General features: G+C 57.4%; 14 protein-coding genes, 2 pseudogenes and 1 other annotated feature. Of the genes and pseudogenes, 11 read left to right on the top strand and 5 right to left on the bottom strand.

Annotation, left to right across the window (positions count from 1 at the left end):
* Positions 1–74: 74 nt before the first annotated feature.
* The 3 genes from AB0T83_RS17965 to AB0T83_RS17955 form a co-directional block, all read right to left on the bottom strand.
* Positions 75–248, bottom strand: coding sequence for a MerR family transcriptional regulator (locus tag AB0T83_RS17965; RefSeq protein ID WP_366194606.1), 174 nt, complete (start codon positions 246–248; stop codon positions 75–77).
* Positions 249–363: 115 nt separating this feature from the next.
* A complete protein-coding gene (locus tag AB0T83_RS17960) occupies positions 364–1263 on the bottom strand; it encodes a hypothetical protein (RefSeq protein ID WP_366194605.1) in 900 nt (299 codons plus the stop codon).
* Positions 1260–2462: a tyrosine-type recombinase/integrase gene (locus tag AB0T83_RS17955; protein ID WP_366194604.1), complete on the bottom strand. Its 1203-nt coding sequence runs from the start codon at positions 2460–2462 to the stop codon at positions 1260–1262. Before AB0T83_RS17955 ends, AB0T83_RS17960 begins: the two co-directional genes overlap by 4 nt.
* A 304-nt stretch (positions 2463–2766) precedes the next feature.
* Here AB0T83_RS17955 and AB0T83_RS17950 point away from each other — a divergent pair, with 304 nt between their 5' ends.
* The 5 genes and pseudogenes from AB0T83_RS17950 to tnpC (AB0T83_RS17930) form a co-directional block, all read left to right on the top strand.
* Positions 2767–4065, top strand: a complete 1299-nt coding sequence (locus tag AB0T83_RS17950) for a tyrosine-type recombinase/integrase (protein ID WP_366194603.1) — start codon at positions 2767–2769, stop codon at positions 4063–4065.
* Entirely contained in the window at positions 4062–4709 is a 648-nt protein-coding gene (locus tag AB0T83_RS17945) for a hypothetical protein (protein ID WP_366194602.1), read from the top strand. The genes AB0T83_RS17950 and AB0T83_RS17945 overlap by 4 nt, the downstream gene beginning before the upstream one ends.
* Positions 4710–4791: 82 nt before the next feature.
* A complete protein-coding gene (tnpA, locus tag AB0T83_RS20595) occupies positions 4792–5136 on the top strand; it encodes an IS66-like element accessory protein TnpA (RefSeq protein WP_435891189.1) in 345 nt (114 codons plus the stop codon).
* On the top strand, positions 5133–5480 hold the full coding sequence (tnpB, locus tag AB0T83_RS17935; protein WP_366194601.1) for an IS66 family insertion sequence element accessory protein TnpB: 348 nt from the start codon (positions 5133–5135) through the stop codon (positions 5478–5480). The genes tnpA and tnpB overlap by 4 nt, the downstream gene beginning before the upstream one ends.
* A 60-nt stretch (positions 5481–5540) precedes the next feature.
* Positions 5541–6428, top strand: a pseudogene (gene tnpC, locus AB0T83_RS17930) (IS66 family transposase); the annotation flags it as partial.
* A gap of 41 nt (positions 6429–6469) precedes the next feature.
* On the opposite strand, the gene AB0T83_RS17925 reads toward tnpC (AB0T83_RS17930), so the two are convergent.
* A protein-coding gene (locus tag AB0T83_RS17925; protein ID WP_366194599.1) for an IS3 family transposase occupies positions 6470–7704 on the bottom strand; the annotation gives its coding sequence in 2 pieces (ribosomal slippage) (positions 6470–7404 and positions 7404–7704; 1236 coding nt in all).
* Positions 7301–7417 (bottom strand) — a sequence feature (AL1L pseudoknot). Its footprint overlaps the gene before it by 117 nt.
* 47 nt (positions 7705–7751) lie before the next feature.
* Here AB0T83_RS17925 and tnpC (AB0T83_RS17920) point away from each other — a divergent pair.
* Positions 7752–8432 (top strand): annotated as a pseudogene (tnpC, locus tag AB0T83_RS17920) (IS66 family transposase); the annotation flags it as partial.
* Positions 8433–8493: 61 nt separating this feature from the next.
* Here the strand turns inward: tnpC (AB0T83_RS17920) and AB0T83_RS17915 are convergent.
* Positions 8494–9393, bottom strand: coding sequence for a uracil-DNA glycosylase family protein (locus AB0T83_RS17915; RefSeq protein ID WP_366194598.1), 900 nt, complete (start codon positions 9391–9393; stop codon positions 8494–8496).
* A 514-nt stretch (positions 9394–9907) separates the two neighbouring features.
* On the opposite strand from AB0T83_RS17915, the gene AB0T83_RS17905 reads away from it, so the two are divergent.
* The 5 genes from AB0T83_RS17905 to AB0T83_RS17885 all read left to right on the top strand — a co-directional run bounded on the left by AB0T83_RS17905 (position 9908) and on the right by AB0T83_RS17885 (position 18655).
* Positions 9908–10306, top strand: a complete 399-nt coding sequence (locus tag AB0T83_RS17905) for a hypothetical protein (protein WP_366194595.1) — start codon at positions 9908–9910, stop codon at positions 10304–10306.
* On the top strand, positions 10306–11487 hold the full coding sequence (locus tag AB0T83_RS17900; protein WP_366194607.1) for an AAA family ATPase: 1182 nt from the start codon (positions 10306–10308) through the stop codon (positions 11485–11487). Before AB0T83_RS17905 ends, AB0T83_RS17900 begins: the two co-directional genes overlap by 1 nt.
* A gap of 1143 nt (positions 11488–12630) precedes the next feature.
* Positions 12631–13482 carry a BrxR family helix-turn-helix transcriptional regulator gene (locus tag AB0T83_RS17895; protein WP_366194593.1) on the top strand — a complete coding sequence of 284 codons (852 nt, stop codon included), beginning with the start codon at positions 12631–12633 and terminating at the stop codon, positions 13480–13482.
* The gene (locus tag AB0T83_RS17890) at positions 13479–16991 is read left to right on the top strand and encodes a DUF8742 domain-containing protein (protein ID WP_366194591.1); all 3513 of its coding nucleotides are present in this window, start codon (positions 13479–13481) and stop codon (positions 16989–16991) included. Before AB0T83_RS17895 ends, AB0T83_RS17890 begins: the two co-directional genes overlap by 4 nt.
* Positions 16988–18655 carry a hypothetical protein gene (locus AB0T83_RS17885; RefSeq protein ID WP_366194589.1) on the top strand — a complete coding sequence of 556 codons (1668 nt, stop codon included), beginning with the start codon at positions 16988–16990 and terminating at the stop codon, positions 18653–18655. Before AB0T83_RS17890 ends, AB0T83_RS17885 begins: the two co-directional genes overlap by 4 nt.

Raw genomic sequence — 18655 nt, 5'->3', positions numbered from 1 at the left:
AATGGCGCTCGCCCCGCGAGTTCATCAGGGCCAAAACCGAAACCGCTTAGGTGTCCGGTGAAACGGGGGCTGGATCAGACCCAGCCATTGAGGTCGGACCCGCGATAGATAATCTTGCGACCCAAACGATAGTACGCTGGCCCAATATTTTTGTGCCGCCATTGGGCAAGCTTGTCGCGGTTCCCGATCAGATTGAGTTCCGGATCGCCAAGGACATAGGTTCGACTGTCTTCAAATGTTTTCGGCATTGTTTGAGCGCCCACCAGTTGTTTCGGATGCTCAGACTTCAATAGTGTGGGGCTTGCCTGCGGAAGGCAGACAAAAAGGACAAAACCCCTTCAGAGTTTTGTCCTGCATATTGTCCTAATATTTCTCGAGTTTTGTCGTGCTCTTCGCCAGATCAGCCCCGTACGTTTTTATCGCGCGTTGAACGGTTTTCTGCGAACAGTCGAGACCCGATGCTGTGCGAACCGCTGCCGTCACCTCTTTCCATGATCCAGTTCGCCCCTCAGGGTAGAGCGCTGTGAAGGTCTTCCAGATCGCCTCCTGCTTTTGCGGCCTTCCTGTTGAAGCTGTACTGTCAGCGGTTCCGAGGAAATCGTCGAGAAACTTCCTGCCTCGGATGTTTTTCGCGTACCATTTTGGAAGCGCACCATCGTTCAGGCAGATCGTAGACCCCGTATGGTCCGAGAAAACCACGTCCAGATCGTATCGGTGGAACGTATGTTCTGCCCAGCCCGGCATGGTCCTTGGGATGACAAATCGTTGGCGCTCAAATGTGTACGGCAGTGTGTGGTATGGGACGTCTTCGCGCCTTAAGCTCCCGATTTCGTCCGGACCTGGCCTTTTGTACGCCTGCCGCCACGGCTCTGCTGTGCCATGACGATGCGGCCACGCCTGAAACTGAGACGACCCGATACGCATCAGGTGTTCCCCGTCTGGCCCCACCTCCTCAGAAGTGTTGGCGATATTTGAACTCTCGAATGGCGAGGCAGTCGTGAAAAACCGGATTCTCCGGTTATCGAGTTTTGGTGTCAGATCAACAACATGCTCCGCCCCGGACGCCAAGGAAATCCGGCCATCTTCAAAAGTTCCCAAAAAAAGTTGCTCGCACAGGTCCAGGGGCGAACCGGAGCAATAGCTTGCGTTGAAGGTGTCATCTGCATATTGCGCGCAGGCCATCTGGTAGACAGTAACGAAATGGGTTTCGCAAAACTCCCGCCACAATTCCGCGAGTGAGGTATATCCCGGCGGGCTGATCATTGGAACACTTCGTCCGTCCGGCAAGGTGCCCCGGTAACGAATGCCGACCATTCCTCCATCAGAGCCCTTCGCTTCTCCAACAGGTCCGACCGTGCATATGCCCGTTCTACATTCGATCCAACCGTATGGGACAGAGACATCTCGGCCACTTCACGCGGGACGTTGGTCATTTCCGCTGACCAATCGCGAAATGTGGATCGAAAACCGTGAACTGTCACGCCCTCGACTTTCATGCGTCGCAAAAGCATGAGCATGGCCATGTTTGACAGCGGGTGGTTACGCTTCTGCCCCTCGAAGACAAAGTCCGATTGCATCGCCCGCAACGGCTCAATGATGGCCAGCATTTCGTCGGTCAACGGAACTCGGTGTGCATCCCCTGTTTTCATCCGATCTGCCGGACAGGTCCAAAAACGCTCCTGCAAGTCGATCTCTACCCACCGCATCCCCAAAACCTCGCCCGTGCGCGATCCCGATAGGCAAGTAAACATCAATGCCTTCGCCGCCATCGCATTGCGGGTCTTCAAACTGGCAAAGAAACTGGGCACCTCGCACCATTGCATCGCCCTGTGATGGGTCGGCTTGGCAGTGACTTTGGGCAGAACCTTGGCGTCCTTGATGCCAGTGACCGGGTTCTCGCCGGAGCGGAACCCTTTCGATTTGGCTACATCCAATACTGCCTTGATCCGCTGCATCAAACGCCGCGCGGTTTCGTGCTTGTCAGTCCAGATCGGTGACAGACACATAAACACTTCCGGCTCGCCAATGCTGTCCACCGGCATCCGCCCGATCTTGGGAAAGGCATAGTCACGCAGGGTATTGATCCATTGTTGGCTGTGCTTGGCGTTCCTCCATGTCGGCGTCCGGTCGATATGAACCTGATGGGCAACTTCTTCAAAGGTCGGGATATCCATCTTGTCGTTGAAGCGTGGATTCAGCCCCTGCTTGGCCATGCGACGATATTCCAACGCCCTATCACGCGCCTGCGGCAAGGTCACGATGTCCGCACCTCCCAACCCGAAGTCTGTCCGCAAGGGAGCGCCATTCTTGTTCTTCTGGCCTTTGACAACCACACGAACAATCCAGCGCCGAGCGCCGGAAGGATCAACCACCAGGTACAGCCCGTTGCCATCCCCGTGACGCCCCGCGCCAAGATTCTCTACCAGTTTCCGAGTCAGCTTCCCGCTAAGCGCCGCCATCATGAATACCACATTATATACCACTCATTGAGACGATACAGACGTAACCGAATGAAAGCGAGAATAATCTCAAAAGCCCTAAATTCTAATTAAATCTGACAGATAAGGCACTCTAAGCTGATCAAGATAATCTGATAAACTGCTAGATTGGCGGAGCGGGTGCCCGCCATTGTTGCGCTGCAATTTGTCGGAAACAGTCTGAAATCATGACAAAACATCAGATGGTTGCCGCTATACTGGCCGCAAGCTGTTGCATTATGTTGCTTTCAATGTGATGTCTTATGAGGGGTAGCTAGGAGGGTAGTGTTTGCCACGCGTCGCCAAGGAACTATCCGCGCTCGAGGTAAAGCGATTGAAGCACCCTGGCAGCATGCGCAATGCCACCTTTGCTATCGGAGGTGTCTCTGGCCTGATGATGCAGATTACGCCAAGCGGCGCCCGATCATGGCTACTACGTGTATCGGTCGGGAAAAAACGTAGGGAAATTGGTCTGGGCGGGTACCCCGAAGTGACCTTGGCGCAGGCACGCGATCGGGCGCGGGAAGCCAAGGACAAGATCCGACGCGGCATTGACCCTATTGAAGAGCGGCGGTCAGCAAGGGCTGCGTTGGCGACTGCACGACTTCGAGGCCTGACTTTTGCAATTGCAACTGACAAATGCCTCGCTGCCAAACTGGACGCGTTCAAGAATCCCAAGCACCGCCAGCAATGGCAAAATACCTTGCAAACCTACGCGATGCCAGAGCTGGGCAGCATGCTGGTGGATGAGATCACGGTGCAAGATATCCTTCGCGTTTTGGAACCAATTTGGCAAAGCAAGACAGAAACTGCTTCAAGGCTGCGCGGTCGGATCGAAACAGTTTTGGCTTGGGCTACGGTGGCCGGACACCGCACAGGTGACAATCCTGCGCGTTGGGCCGGAAACCTGAAGGAACTCCTTCCGGCTGCCGCAAAAGTAGCCAAGCAGAGCAACCAACCTGCGGTACAGATTGACGATGCCCCGCGCTGGCTTGCCGCCATTCGAAAGCGGGACGGCACAGGAGCACGCGCCTTGGAGTTTGCCGCTCTAACCGCCAGCCGCTCTAAGGAAGTCCGTTGCGCCTCGTGGGACGAAATTGATTTGAAGGCAGAATTGTGGACCATCCCGGCCGCCCGCATGAAGATGGATCGTGAACACCGGGTGCCACTGTCAATCGAAGCTGTGAGGCTCCTAAAAGCCTTACCCCGCTTGTCTGAAAATCCACTGGTGTTCCCGGCACCACGTGGTGGTGAGATGTCTGACATGACCCTCAGCGCTGCCATGAAGCGCCTACACATGGCAGAAGTAAATGCAGGTGGGGTAGGCTTTGTAGATCGGGTGAGCAAACGCCCCGCCGTGCCGCACGGGCTGCGTAGCACATTCCGCGACTGGGTGGCCGAACGCACTTACTTTCCTGGCGACATGGCTGAAGTGGCACTTGCGCACAAGGTTGGAAGCGCCGTGGAAGCGTCCTACCGCCGCGGGGATATGGTTGAAAAACGACGCGAGATGATGACTGCATGGTCGAACTTCCTGACCAAAACAGAGAAAATCGACAATCACAATCTATTGGCAAGAGCATTATGAACAAAAAACGATACTTACCACTATTGAATTCGGACGGCACGTGGATAGATCGTCCCGACCTGTACGTGCTGGCACGAATGGGTGCCGATGACAAACAAGACACTGGTGTTGTCTGGCAGATCTATAATGCGATGTGCGGGGCAGATGAATCGTCACTATCTCTGAACGACTTTGAGAAAAACATCGAAAAATGGTTCATCAGGAAGAACATTAGACACCGAGTCTATGCAGGTCATGTACTGCTTGAAATGGTGCGAATTTCTGCAACGACATCGCGTCCGCCAAAGGTCGCGGAAGGCGTTCGTCTTGCTGCGTCTCGTACGCATGAGTTTAAGAATAGTGCATCCTACGAAACGCACGCGGACGAAGCAGACAAAGGTTTTTCAAAGTTCAGAAGTACAGCCCATCTACAAGCCGCAATGGTTGTCGCAGACCCGAGCATCGCAGAAGTTGAGCGGTCTCATACGGACATGGTGCGGTTCCTTGCTCGGGCACGCGGGTTCGAGCTTTTCATCGACAACAGCTTTGCCAATACGAGGTTCAAGTGGGACCCATGGCGGGTCCCAGCGTGCGTTCCCGCTGAAACGAAATTCGACCTGATCCGTCTAAGCGAAGCCGAGAAAAAATTAGCCCTTCGAGGTTGAGTTCGTGAGCGTCCGATGAACCCGTCCTGCCGGATTTGATCTCTACCGGGTAGTGTCCATAAAAAGTAGTGGACGCTATTCTATGGGCAGGCAGCGAGGCCGGGGGAACTACCCTCACGATTTCAAGCGGCAGGTTGTGGCGGAGACGCTGGTCGCGGGCGCGACGGTTACCGGTGTTTCGCGTCGTCATGGCCTGAACGCCAACATGGTTTTTCAATGGTGCAAGGACGACCGGTTCCAGCCTGCGCCCGATCCGACGGTTCTGTTGCCGGTCGAGGTCGTTGGCGCGGTTGATGAACGGCAGCCAATCAGGCCCATAGTCGCCAGGGTCGAGATCACGACCCGTAGCGGGCATCGGCTGGTGGTGACCGACAGCGAAGATCCGACTGCGATTGCCAATCTTGTGCGTGCTCTGGAAGCGGTATGATCCCAGTCCCTTCAAACACCAAGGTCTGGATCGCCGCCGGGATCACGGACATGCGGAAAGGGTTCAACAGCCTGGCAGCGCATGCCGAGAAAGTGTTGGCGGAAGATCCGCATTCTGGCCATCTGTTTGTCTTCCGAGGCCGCCGTAGCGACCTGCTGAAGATCATCTGGTGGGACACCCAGGGCGCTTGCCTGTTCTCGAAGCGTCTTGAGAAGGGCCGTTTCGTCTGGCCCGCGTCCAAGGACGGCAAGGTCCACGTCACACCGGCCCAACTGTCGATGCTCCTGGAGGGGATCGATTGGCGGATGCCGCGCAAGACATGGCGACCACTGACGTCGGGATAGGTTAATAAAAACTGGCGCTTGATCGTTTTCAGGATTCACCCCGAGGCCCCGGTCCGGTAGATGACCGGGGATGCTAACGATCTCGACATAGCGCCAGAAGACCCCACCGAACTGCGGGCGGTGAACCGGCTACTGGCCGACGAGGTCAAGGCTCTGACGCTGAAGGTAGAGCAACTCCGGCACCAGCTTTCAGGTCACAATCGGAACCGTTTTGGCTCGAAGTCGGAGGGCCTCGATCAGCTCAATCTGACCTTTCAGGAAGACGAGCAGATTGCCGAGGCAGCCGAAGCGCAGACCACGCCGGCTGCCATTTCCGAAGAAGGCGACGCTCGTCGTCAGCATAGTCGCAAGCCACTTCCCGATCATCTGGATCGCAACGACGAGATCCTGTCGCCTGGCGAAGAATGTCACCGCTGCGGGGGAGCCCTGAAGAGGCTCGGGGAGGATGTGACCGAGGAACTGGAGTATGTCCCCGGACGCTTCGTCGTGAACCGAATCGTCCGTCCGGGCATGGCCTGCTCCTGTTGTGAAGCGATTGTCCAGTCACCGCTGCCGTCTCGCCCGATTGATCGCGGTCGCCCCGGTCCGGGGATGCTGGCCCATGTCCTTGTGTCTAAATACTCGGACCATCTTCCCTTATTCCGCCAATCGCAGATCATTGCCCGTGAAGGCGTTGATCTGGATCGTTCGACCCTCGCCGATTGGGTGGCCCGTTCGACAGCACTGCTGGAGCCGCTCGCCGACGCCATTGGCCGATTGGTCCGGCAGGGCGAAGCTCTCTTTGCTGACGACACGCCAGTGAAGATGTTGGCGCCGGGAAGCAAGAAGACCAAGACGGCGCGGATCTGGACCTATGTCCGGGACGAACGACCCTGGTCAGGGCAATCTCCACCTTGCGTCTGGTATCAGTTCACCGTGGATCGCAAAGGCGCCCATCCGGTGTCTCATTGAACCGCCCCGGGTTTACCGGAGAGGGTTTGGTTCAATGATTAGGCTGCTTTTTCGTCAGCGTTCAAGGCTTCGTAGAAGGCCTCCTCTGCTTCTTGCGGCGTGACGTATCCGATGGCGCTGTGCAGGCGTTCGTTGTTGTACCAGTCGATCCATTTCAATGTCTCCCATTCGACCTGGCCAACCGATTTCCAGGGGCCGATGAAGTTGATAACTTCGGTCTTGAACAGGCCGATGGTGCTTTCGGCCAGAGCATTGTCATAACTGTCCCCGACGCTGCCGACCGAGGTGTCGATCCCTGCTTCGGCCAGTCGCTCGGTGTATTTGATCGACAGGTATTGGCTGCCACGGTCGCTGTGATGGATCAGTTTGTCGGCCTCGCACGGAGCCCTCTGGCAGATGGCCTGGTTCAAGGCATCCAGCACGAAACCGGTCGACATCGAGGTCGAGACGCGCCACCCGACGATCTTGCGGGCGAAAACATCGATCACGAAGGCTACGTAAACCATTCCCTGCCAGCTGGAGACATAGGTGAAATCCGAAACCCAAAGCTGGTTTGGGAAATCCGCCGCAAACTCTCGATTCACCTTGTCGTCGGGGCATGGCTGTGCCGTGTCAGGATTGGTCGTGACGACCTTCTTGCCCCGGACAACACCCTGAATACCCATGGCTTTCATCAGGCGCTCCACGGTGCAACGAGCGATGTCGTGTCCTTCCCGGCGCAGAGCGTGCCAAATCTTGCGCGCGCCGTACCGGCACCGGCTGGCATCGAACACACGTCTGATGGCAGCCTTGTCCAGAACATCACGCTTCGCCCGCTCGGACGCAGAGGCCGGTTCGTGTTCAACGGACTTGTGGGCATGGAACGTCGATGATGCGATTCCCAGAACCCGGCAGATCGGCCCGACACCAAAGACATCACGGTGGTCGTCGATGAAGCCAATCATCGCTTGAACGGGCGGTCGAGCTCCGCCTGAGCGAAATACGCTGACGCCTTCTTCAGGATCTCGTTGGCTTGCCTGAGTTCACGGTTCTCACGCTCCAGGGCTTTGATCCGTGCCTTTTCCTCGCTCGTCGGTCCGGACAATTCACCTGCATCACGCGCAGCGCGCCGATACCAGTCCCGCAGGCTGAAAGACGAACAGCCCAGCTTCGAGGCAATGGCCCGGTAGGCGGCACTGTCGCTGCTGTAATCAGAACGATGTTCGCGGAAAAGCCGAACGCCGCGCGCGCGGAACTCAGCCGTGTAACTCGGGGAAACTTTCTTCTCTGTCATGGGGCTCACCTTTTGAGAGTCTTACTCTCCGGTAAACCCGGGGCGGTTCACATCTATCCGGCTACAAGGGCTGGGTTCATGCTGACGGATATTCCGGGTTCAACGGTTTGTTTGGCGACGAGAAGGCCCGCGAGATGGCCTGCATCGCGCATGTCAGGCGCAAATTCGTGGACGTCTTCGCTTCGCAGGGATCGGCCATCGCCGAGGAAGCCATCCGCCGGATCGCCGATCTCTACGCAGTGGAGAAAGCGGCGCGCGGCAAACCACCCGATGAGCGGGTCGCCCTCCGGAAATCAAAGGCCAAACCGGTCTTCGACGACCTTGAGGCGTGGCTACACGCCCAGTTGCCCCGGATCTCGGGCAAGTCGCCTTTGGCGCAAGCAATCCGCTATGCCCTGGGCCGGATGCCGAAAGCACGACCCTATCTCGACAACGGGGCGCTGGAGCTCGACAATAACTCAGCCGAGCGGGCGATGAAGCCAGTGGCCATAGGCAGGAAAAACTGGATGTTCGCCGGTTCCGAAAGCGGCGGAAAAGCCATGGCTATCGCCTTCACCCTGATCGAAACGGCCAAGCTGAACGGCGTAGACCCGCAAGCCTGGTTGACCTGGGTCCTCGGTCGCATTGCCGACCACAAGATCAACCGTCTCGATGAGTTGATGCCCTTAAGTTACGCTGCGCAGGCAGCGGAACCCGGACCGCCTGCGGGATATTCAGCAGGACGATGACGGCAACAGCTCCGCATTCATCGCCCGCAGCAAAACAGACCAGGGGGAACGTTGGTGCGATCTACACAGCCTCAGGGCACCGCCAGTGGGGACCAAACAGATGGGCGAGACCTGCCTCGCTCTGTGGGCGGCCGACGATTGAGAAGCGCGACAGATGCGGCAGGCCAATGAGGCGAACACCATTGCCCTGTGCCCAACGACCTTTGATAGACCCCCAGCCGACAAGTACCTCTTCGACATGGGACGCACCGACGGCCGGCAGGAGTGCCTCGTAGGCTTCGCGGCCGAAGGCCACGACCAGACGAGGGCGGGCGTGATCGAAGATCTCGTGCCACAGGCTCTGGCCGAAGCTCACGGCGGACTTCGGTTCAGCGAGGTCAGCCCAAGAGGGCGAACGAAATGGAACGACATTCCCGGCCAGAACTGCTTGCGGATCTACCGCCAACGCCTCGAACAGTTTGCGCACCTGCTGCTGCAAGGGCGCCTGTCCAGGAGCGTGGTTGCCCCATTTCTGGACGACATAGGCAGAGCCGCGTTCTTCGGAAACGCAGATATCGTCAGGGGTTCCCACGCCGCCAGGATTGAGACCAACGATGGCAACCTCTGCGCCCTGTAGGGCTGCGAGTGGACCGTAGAGGAAGTACCAACCATGGGTGTCTCCTCTGCGTGCATACTCGTCCGAGATCTTTTTGAGAATGAAATCGGGATTCAGCATTGTCTGTCTTCCATTGTTGACGGCGGAACCATCGCGCCCGTGTTGTTCGGGAGATACCAGTATCTCCCGATTGTTCATGTCCCGTGGATACGGGAACCGGTCGTCCTTGCACCACAGATGCACCATGTTCGCGTTCAATCCGTGTTTCCGAGCAACCGCAGCTATCGACGGTGCGGCCAGCGCCTCGGCCACAACCTGACGCTTGAATGCGAGCGGGTAATTCCGCGACCCCTTCTTCCTGCCCATATTGTAGTGCCCATCAGATTCTAGTGGGCACTAGATTGCCCGACCTCCTGACTCACACATCGGGTCCCAAAGCCTCAAGGTCGGGTTCACCGGACGCTCACTTGAGTTCGTAGACGGGGAAAAAAACTTCCCCCTTTTTCAAAATCCGCCGGGACCCCCAGTATTGCTATCAGTTGCAACACTTGAGGTGATCCTATGAAGAATACCTTCCTGTCTGATACCCAACTTGCCCAAAGGTACGGCGTCCATCGTTCGACGCCTTGGCGTTGGCTGAAAACCGATCCGAACTTTCCGTCACCGTTCACACTGTCCCCCGGCTGCACGCGTTGGCGTCTTGCAGATTTGGAAAAGTGGGAAGCCGCCCGGAAAGGTGCATGCATATGACTTACGGAAACGAAAACCCCGGTGCGACGGCAATCGCAACCGGGGTTAATGACGTTGTGATAGGCGTCTGTATCTGGATCGACTATATCGCAGCCGTCCCCATCTTGGCAATGCACTGGGGGGCACTGGTATGACCCCGACCATCAATAACCTCATGCAGGACCTCTACAAGCGGGTGGCGCGGACGGTGGTATACTGTCTGACGCTGGGACTGGAAGCTGAGGACTGGAACAGTCTAACGGTGGTTCTCAGCAATAGTCTGACGCTGGACGAACGTCTCGCGTTTGCATGGGCCGCAATGCGAGCCTTGCCGCCCGACGTTGCGGCTGATGTGGCGAAAACCGTGTTGCCTTACAGCGCCGGAATACCGGTTCCGCCCTTAGGGGATCCGCTGGGAGAGGCCGCGTTCTGGGTAAGCGTGGCCAATCCTGATGAGCGAGAAGCCTATTGTCTCGCCACCTTCAACGCCATGCCCAGCAATCGGCAGGCCGCTTTCCTTGACTATGTGCAAGGGAGGCAGGCGGCGTGATGGCGCGTGATTTTGCAGAAATGGCAACCGAGCTTGACGCATATCGGGCAGACGTTGCCACCGACCGGGCGGATCGGTTGCCCACGGAATTTGTCTGGCGTGACCCGGCTGCTATTCCGCCCCGCCCGTGGCTCTATGGGCGGCACCTGATCCGCAAGCAGGTATCGGTCACGGTGGCCCCCGGCGGCGTCGGCAAGTCGTCCCTGACGATCTGCGAGGCGCTGGCGATGGCATCCGGGCGGGAAATTCTGGGCGACTGGACCGCCAAGGGCCTCAAGGTCTGGCTGTACAACCTGGAAGACCCGCGCGACGAAATGGATCGGCGGATCATCGCGGCAATGCAGCACCACGACGTCAGCCCCGAGGAAATCGCGGGGCGGCTCTATGTGGACACGGGCCGGGAACGCGCCTTGAGCACGGCCATCCAAACCCGCGAAGGCGTTCAGATCCTCAAGCCGGAGCTGGACGCGCTGGCCAACGAGATCGAGGCGCGGGAAATCGACGTGCTGGTGATCGACCCGTTCATTTCATCGCATCAAGCTTCCGAGAACGACAACGGCGCGATCGACCTGGTGGCGAAAGAATGGGCGCGTCTGGCCGATAGGTGCAACAGCGCAATCGAACTGGTCCATCACACCCGCAAGACCAACGGCGAGGAAGCGACGACCGAAAGCGGACGCGGGGCCTCCTCTCTGCTGGCAGCGGCCCGTTCTGGCCGGGTTCTCAACAAGATGAGCGACGCTCAGAAAGCCGAGGCAGGCGTGCGCGATGATCCGGCAACCTACTTTGCGATCACCCGAGACAAGGCTAACTTGGCACCCGTTGGGGAGCGAGTCTGGCGGCGTATGGCGTCGGTGCACTTGTCCAACGGCGATAGCGTGGGCGTGGCCGAGGTCTGGGAATGGCCCGACATGTTTGACGGTGTAGCGGTCGAAGATCTGCTGGCGGTGCAGCGGGCATTGGATGGCAAGTGCCGACGTTATTCGGATCAGACGGGTGGTGATTGGGCCGGTGTGGTTGTAGCTGATGTGCTGCACCTGGATGCCACGGCGGACCGCAAGCGCATCAAAAAAATGATTGAGGCTTGGTTGAAGTCCGGGGCTTTGACAAAGGTCAAGATCCCGGACGCAAAGCGCATGGAGCGCCCCTGTTTGGAGGTCGGCGAATGGGCAAACCAATGAGTGCCACACCCACCCCTGAAAACATGGTGGGGCAAGGTGGGGCAAACATCCTTGAAAATAGTTGCCGCACCACCCCCGCCCCTAACAGGGGGGGCGGGGGTGGTGCGCTGTGCCTCAACTGTGCGGCGTGGGGTGAGGTTCGGAACCTAAGCCCCGCTGGTCTAGCGCACTCTTCGTTCGGTGGTATCGGTGAATGTCACTGGCTTATCGCAATTGTTGGACCCAACGGCGCCATCAGTATGTGTTGGCAGGGTGCTTGCCACCAGGCCACAGTCTTCAAAAGAAAAAAATCCGGACGTTTTTCACGTGCCACAATGCTCTGCTAGATCGAGTACCTATGAGCCTTCGCGGCACTTTTTAAGGGGTTTTCCATATGATTTGTGATTTCGCAACCCAGATGGATATCCGCCAAGCTGTCAAACTTGTAGGAACGCTACCAGAAAAAATTGCCTTCGATGGTCTTCAGCTTGCCGTAACTTCAACAGCAACGGCGTTCGGCGGAAGGCGCCAATGGTGGCTGTGCCCTTCTTGCTATCGTCGCTGCGCCATCATCTATCGTCCGGGTGGAGGACCGCTTTGGGGTTGCAGGATATGCTTGAGAGGTCGGTACGCAAGCGAGCACAAATCACCTCACGATCGGCTGCTTCACAAGGCATTCAAGGTCAGGAAACGGCTGGGACAGACCGAGGGTGGCGTAATTGCGCCGTTCCCTGGAAAGCCGCCACACATGCATTGGCGCACCTATTGGCGATTGCATGCACAGGCCCGGGAAATCGAAGATCGTATCTGGGGGAACCAGAGGGATTGGCTTGAACAGTTTAGGCGCAAAACTTAGGCCAACGATGTGGCGGGCATCTCTGCGAATGGCGCCAAGTGTTGGTTTGAATTTCGTCCCGCAAGCTCCGTAACGTGTTAGACGGGCCAACCCTGATCTACAGAAAACCCTACCAAAGGCATCCGAGTTCGAGTTGCAGAGTTTCTTGCTAGATGAACCAACACTCTTGCCTTCTCAAGCCGGAGGTCAAAAAAAGCCATTATTCCGAAGCATTTCGGTTGAACACGACATGACTCCCCGCTAGCCGTTTAGACAGCACAAAAAATGGGCGCGCATATCAATCAAACGTTCCGAGTCGGGAGTGCGTAGTGGATAGTAGCAACTCGGAGCTTCGTTGGGGAGTTGCGCAGCGCCTCGAGTTCATCGAGTTCCGATTGTTTTGGGAGGGGCGAGTGAACCGCAGCGACTTGATGGAACAGTTCGGGCTGTCGGTGAACCAAGCGTCCGCCGACCTGAACCGCTACATCGGCTTCGCTCCGAACAACATGGTCAATGACAAGAGCGCGCGGACTTATGTCCGTCGTCCCGACTACGCTGCACAGTTCCTGAAACCTGACGCCAGTCGCTACCTGGCGCAACTACGGTCCTTAGCCGATGGCATCATGGACAGCGACGATACTTGGATCGCCGAGCTGCCATCCTATGATGCTGCACCGACGCCAGCCAGGGGCGTGAACCCAATCACTCTGCGATCCGTTGTAGGCGCCATCCGCCGTTCAGAGGCTATCGAGGTGAAGTATCAGTCCCTTTCGCGCCCCGAGCCGACTTGGCGGTGGATCGCGCCCCACGCCATCGGGTTCGATGGTTTTAGATGGCACACCCGGGCATTCTGCAAGACTGACGAAGTATTCAAGGATTTCCTGCTTTCGCGCATCCTCAAGACGCGCGGAGTTGAAGCCAGTGAAGTCACGGATGAAGCCGATGCGGACTGGCAAGAGCATGTCACGCTTGAGATTGGCCCCCACCCTGAATTGTCCGAAAGCCAGAAGAAAGTAATCGCGCTCGACTACGGAATGCGAGGTGGCAAAGCGAAGATCAAGGTTCGACGCGCTCTGCTCTACTATGCACTGAAACGTCTCGGGCTTGACACCGCCCCCGGTGCCAGGAAGCCGCAAGATCAGCAGATCGTGCTGCTTAAACCCAGCGAGGTTTTGGAATGACAAAGCTTGAGGAAATCAAGAATGGAGCTAGCGTCGCTGGTGTCGTCCCGAACCAGTCGGTCGAAGTCGTGTCCGTCGATTGGATCGGTGATCAGGCGCTGAACCTCGTATATAGGATTCCGGGTGGTTCGGTTTCAGAAACCACGCTTTATCGAGACGATGAACACCGCTTGAGCGTGGAGCAGCGTGGTCGTGCTTGGTCTTTTGATGCAGACGGGTCATTGCTGCGCTTGGTGACGGAAGCCAACCGGATCAAGCTTGCGCACTATTTCGACCCTTATTTGGCCATCCATACGAGCCTTGTGGATCCCCTCCCGCACCAGATTTCGGCTGTCTACGGCGAGATGCTTCCTCGCCAACCGCTTCGGTTCCTTCTGGCCGACGACCCCGGCGCTGGCAAAACCATTATGGCCGGTTTGCTGATCAAGGAGCTGATTGCGCGGAGCGATCTCGAGCGTTGCCTCATTGTTGCCCCCGGCGGTCTTGTCGAGCAATGGCAGGACGAACTGGGCGAAAAGTTCTCGCTGGAGTTCGATATTCTCTCACGAGACATGATCGAAACGTCCAGGTCAGGAAACGTGTTCAACGACCGGAACCGCCTTATCGCACGTCTAGACGTCCTTGCCAGAAACGAGGACCTGCAACAAAAGCTTCTGTCATCCAATGAATGGGATCTCATCGTCTGCGACGAAGCGCATCGCATGTCCGCCAGCTTCTTCGGCGGCGACGTGAAATACACCAAGCGTTATCAGCTAGGCCAACTTCTAGGCCAAGTATGCCGACACTTTCTTCTGATGTCAGCCACGCCACACAACGGCAAGGAAGAGGACTTCCAGCTGTTCATGGCTCTTCTCGACGGTGACCGGTTTGAAGGCCGTTTCCGCGACGGTGTCCATTACGCGGACAGCGCCGACATGATGCGTCGCTTGACCAAGGAAGAACTGCTCAAATTTGATGGTCGTCCGCTATTCCCCGAACGCCGGGCCTATACCGTAAAATACGAGCTCTCCGCCGAAGAAGCTGGCCTTTATGGCGCCGTGACTGAGTACGTCCGGACCGAGATGAACCGGGTCCAAAGGTTCGCCGACCAGGATGGGAAGAAGCGCAACAATGTCGGATTTGCCCTTCAAATCCTGCAGCGTCGCTTGGCATCATCACCAGCCGCCATCTACGAGTCGCTGAAAAGGCGGCGCGAGCGTCTTGAGGCAGAGCTCGCGGAAGCCCGACTTGCGCGTAAAGGCATTCGCTCACCTATTCATTCCGCCGACGTCACAGAGGAAGTCCTCAAGAACATCGAGGAGCTAGGACAGGACGAAGTCGATGACCTTGAAGATCTGATCTCGACGGGCGCAACGACTGCCGAAACGGTGGAGCAGCTCGAAATCGAAGTTCAGACGCTACAGGGCCTCGAGGCGATGGCCCTAGGTGTCCTTCGGTCTGGAAAAGATACGAAATGGACGCAGCTCGACCGGATTCTCGATGACGATCTGATGGTCGATTCAGATGGAAACCGTCGGAAGCTGATCATCTTCACCGAGCCGAAAGACACGCTCCACTACTTGGTGGAAAAAGTTCGCGCTAGGTTGGGCAAGCCAGAAGCAGTCGAGGTTATCCACGGAGGTGTAACACGTGAGGAGCGCCGGAAGGTGGTCGAGCGGTTTATGCAAGACCGTGACATGCTGGTGCTCATCGCCAACGACGCCGCGGGCGAAGGCGTCAACCTTCAGCGCGGACACCTCATGGTCAACTATGATTTGCCGTGGAACCCGAACAAGATTGAGCAACGCTTCGGTCGAATTCACCGGATCGGCCAAACTGAGGTCTGCCACCTTTGGAATCTCGTCGCAGCTGACACCCGCGAGGGCGAGGTCTATGCCCGTCTGCTCGAAAAGCTGGAAGCAGCGCGCGAAGCTCTGGGTGGCCGCGTCTACGACGTCCTTGGCGAGCTGTTCGAAGGAACAGCTCTCAGGGATCTGCTTTTTGAGGCGATCCAGTACGGAGAGCAGGAAGACGTCAAAGCCAGGCTCTTCAATGTCGTGGACGGAGCTGTCGATCAGAACCACCTTTTGAAGCTCCTTGAGCGCCGGGCACTGACGAATGACTCTATGCCCCAGGCAAGGGTGCACGAGCTGCGCATTGAGATGGAGCGAGCGGAAGCGCAAAGGCTTCAACCGCACCATGTGCAAAGCTTCTTTGTCGAAGCGTTCAAGCAGCTTGGCGGTCAGATCAAGCGCCGCGAGGAAGGTCGCTGGGAAATCAATCACGTTCCCATGAGCATAAGGGAGCGCGACCGGCAGATTGGCTCAGGCGCGCCAATCCAGAAGAAATATGAACGCATCTGCTTTGAGAAGAGCAAGATCCATCAGCAGCCTGTCGCCGCATTTGTGTGTCCCGGGCACCCGCTACTCGAATCCGTGATCAGCCTAATCCGCGAGCAATACGATCACCTGATGAAACGCGGAGCCATCCTGGTCGACGACACGGACCCAAGCGAAGACATTGCAGCGCTGTTTCTGCTTGAGCACAGCGTTCAGGACGGTCGCCACACGGCGACAGGCAAGGCACACATCATTTCGGAACGGCTTCAGTTCGCTGCCATCGATAGTAAGGGCGAAGCGACCAACGCAGGCATCGCTCCGCACCTGAACCTGCGCCCAGCTAAACCTGAAGAGATCGCGTTGGCGCAGACCCTCTTGGACGAGGATTGGCTGCGGAACGACCTCGAGAAAACGGCTGTCCGGTTTGCAACGGTAGAGCTGGCTCAGCGCCATGTGGCTGAGGTCAAAGCGCGCCGTTTACCCGAGATCGACAAAGTTGAACAGGAAGTGCGGGCGCGCCTCAAGAAAGAAATCAACTATTGGGACGCCCGGGCGTTCGAATTGAAAGAGGAAGAGCGCGCCGGAAAGAAAACCCGTCTGAACTGGCAAAACGCCCAACGGCGCGCAGAAGACCTGGCAGAGCGCCTGAAACGGCGGATGGAAGTATTGGAGCAAGAGCGGTTCATCTCGGCCCAGCCTCCACGCGTGCGTGGCGGAATGGTGGTCATTCCCCACGGATTGCTCAGATCGCTCAGCCCTACCCCAGAAATGGCCGGTGCCAGTGCAAATGGGTTTTCAGAGGATCCAGTTGCTCGCCGAGAAATCGAACTCGCAGCAATGGCCGCCGTCATCGAAGCGGAAACGGCGCTAGGGAATACGCCGTCGGATGTATCCGCCCAGAAGGTCGGCTATGACATAGCCTCATACGATCCCAAAGCTGACCACCTTCGCTTCATCGAAGTGAAGGGGCGGATCGATGGCGCTGACACGGTCATGATCACACGGCAAGAGGTCATCACCTCCCTCCACGAGCCCGACAAATTCATCCTGGCAATCGTCCAGGTCGGAGACGGCTACGTTCAGGAACCGCGCTATGTGCGCAGACCATTCTCGCAGGAACCGGAGTTTGGCGTGACTGCCATCCAAGTGAACATCAAGAGCCTGCTTGAGCGGGCGGATGTGCCTCGATGAGTGAACGCAGTAACGCGATGAGCGAGGCCTTGGCTCCTCTACTACCAATGGCGCGAAGCCGTCGTGCAGCAGTGGAACCGGTTTCCCAAATTCATCTATACCTGCATGGTTCTGAAAGACCTGGTGCCTTTGAGATAGCACGCAGTGAGATACTCAAGTTCGCCGAACGCCGTGCAGGTGGCGCGCTTCCACGAGATGCGTTGGAAGGCAAGTCATTCTCGACCGACGACGTCGGAGCGCGACGCATCGAGGGCGTAGCCATCGACAGCCCGCGCTACTGGACGCTTCGTTTCGATGATGATGATCGAACAGTTGCGAGCCGGTCTTGGGTAATAGAGACCGCTCTAGCCGAGCAGAACGAAGACGGACCCGTGTTGTTCGGCCTTCGACTGCAGTGCATCGCCCGGGGTGAGAATCCCGAATATGACCGTTCGATACCGACCTTTGCCCGTGATGTGATCGCTGCTTGTGACGTACGGATGGACGGTCGCAGGGTGACACTTTCGCCCTGGATAATCGATACAGAAGACGAAGTTGACCAACTGGTCGATCTTCTGCGCTCGGACAATAGAACCGCAGATGTAATTGTCCTGTCGCTCCCGGAAGACTCAAATGACTTGTCTGACGAATTGATCTCCAGCGACCGACTCGCGCGTGATCTCGCGGGGGCTGCTCATGTCGTAGTGATCTCGGGGCAAGCGGCGTTTCAGCTTAGCGACCGTGTTGGACGCGAATTTTCGGTATTCAACCAAGCTGTTCGGACTTATCGACCTGGATTTGATCCGGATACCGAAGCTCCTTTCGCACACCCACTTGGCCTCGCCGACCGAATTCGAAATTGGGACGGAGGCCCGGATGCGTACCGTCGCTTCATTTCGTCGGAGGTCCTGCGGCGCACGGTTGAGGGACCCGACGCTCTGAAGCGACTGCCAAGCTTCGCCGAGGCAAAACGAACGGCTGCTGAACTCCGTCGTCGGAACGCTCAGCAGTCTGGATCTTCGAATGATGAGCTTCTTGCCCTCGCCGAAGATGAAATCGCGCAACTCAAGGGTGATCTAGCGTCGCAGGGACAGGAAAGTGGTGAGCTTCTGGAAGTTGCCGAAGCTGAACGCGAAGCCGCTGTAGCAGAAGTTCTGCGACTGCAGGGCACGCTCTATCATCTTCAGCAGCGGCTCGATTCGCTTGAAACCGCCAGTGGCGAAGCGACGGATACACCGATTCCAGGCGACCTTGCCGAGCTGGAGCAGTGGGCAGCAACGCATTTGGCCGGAACTGTCGAACTTCACAACCGTGCGCTACGAGGCTCGAAGGACTCGGAATATGAAAACGTTTCGGTCATCTACCAGGCTCTCCTGCTGCTACGCGATCACTACGTTCCCATGCGCCGTCAAGGTGGGGCGGAACTTAAGAAGGCATTCGATCAGCGTTGCCAGGAACTCGGAATAGAAGAACAGCAGTCATTCTCCGGAAACCGCGCCGGGGAACAGGGCGACACCTATTTCATCAGGATGGGGCACAGGCGGGTCGAACTGGACCGGCACCTGAAAAAGGGCAACAGCCGCGAACCCCGCTATTGCTTCCGCCTCTACTTTTTCTGGGATGACACGACGAGCCAGGTTGTCGTCGGTTGGCTTCCCTCTCACCTTTCAACGCGAGCCAGCTGA

Source organism: Meridianimarinicoccus marinus (assembly GCF_040689105.1).
GTDB classification, from domain to species: domain Bacteria; phylum Pseudomonadota; class Alphaproteobacteria; order Rhodobacterales; family Rhodobacteraceae; genus Meridianimarinicoccus; species Meridianimarinicoccus marinus.
This window is presented reverse-complemented; position numbering and strand designations above follow the sequence as displayed.

Excerpts from the sequence above, each read along its gene's own strand:
- AB0T83_RS17960 (WP_366194605.1), bottom strand. The coding sequence starts at position 1,263 with ATGATCAGCCCGCCGGGATATACCTCACTCGCGGAATTGTGGCGGGAG.
- AB0T83_RS17965 (WP_366194606.1), bottom strand. The coding sequence starts at position 248 with ATGCCGAAAACATTTGAAGACAGTCGAACCTATGTCCTTGGCGATCCG.
- AB0T83_RS17915 (WP_366194598.1), bottom strand. The coding sequence starts at position 9,393 with ATGGGCAGGAAGAAGGGGTCGCGGAATTACCCGCTCGCATTCAAGCGT.
- AB0T83_RS17890 (WP_366194591.1), top strand. The coding sequence starts at position 13,479 with ATGACAAAGCTTGAGGAAATCAAGAATGGAGCTAGCGTCGCTGGTGTC.
- tnpA (WP_435891189.1), top strand. The coding sequence starts at position 4,792 with ATGGGCAGGCAGCGAGGCCGGGGGAACTACCCTCACGATTTCAAGCGG.
- AB0T83_RS17885 (WP_366194589.1), top strand. The coding sequence starts at position 16,988 with ATGAGTGAACGCAGTAACGCGATGAGCGAGGCCTTGGCTCCTCTACTA.
- AB0T83_RS17945 (WP_366194602.1), top strand. The coding sequence starts at position 4,062 with ATGAACAAAAAACGATACTTACCACTATTGAATTCGGACGGCACGTGG.
- AB0T83_RS17900 (WP_366194607.1), top strand. The coding sequence starts at position 10,306 with ATGGCGCGTGATTTTGCAGAAATGGCAACCGAGCTTGACGCATATCGG.
- AB0T83_RS17955 (WP_366194604.1), bottom strand. The coding sequence starts at position 2,462 with ATGATGGCGGCGCTTAGCGGGAAGCTGACTCGGAAACTGGTAGAGAAT.
- tnpB (WP_366194601.1), top strand. The coding sequence starts at position 5,133 with ATGATCCCAGTCCCTTCAAACACCAAGGTCTGGATCGCCGCCGGGATC.
- AB0T83_RS17905 (WP_366194595.1), top strand. The coding sequence starts at position 9,908 with ATGACCCCGACCATCAATAACCTCATGCAGGACCTCTACAAGCGGGTG.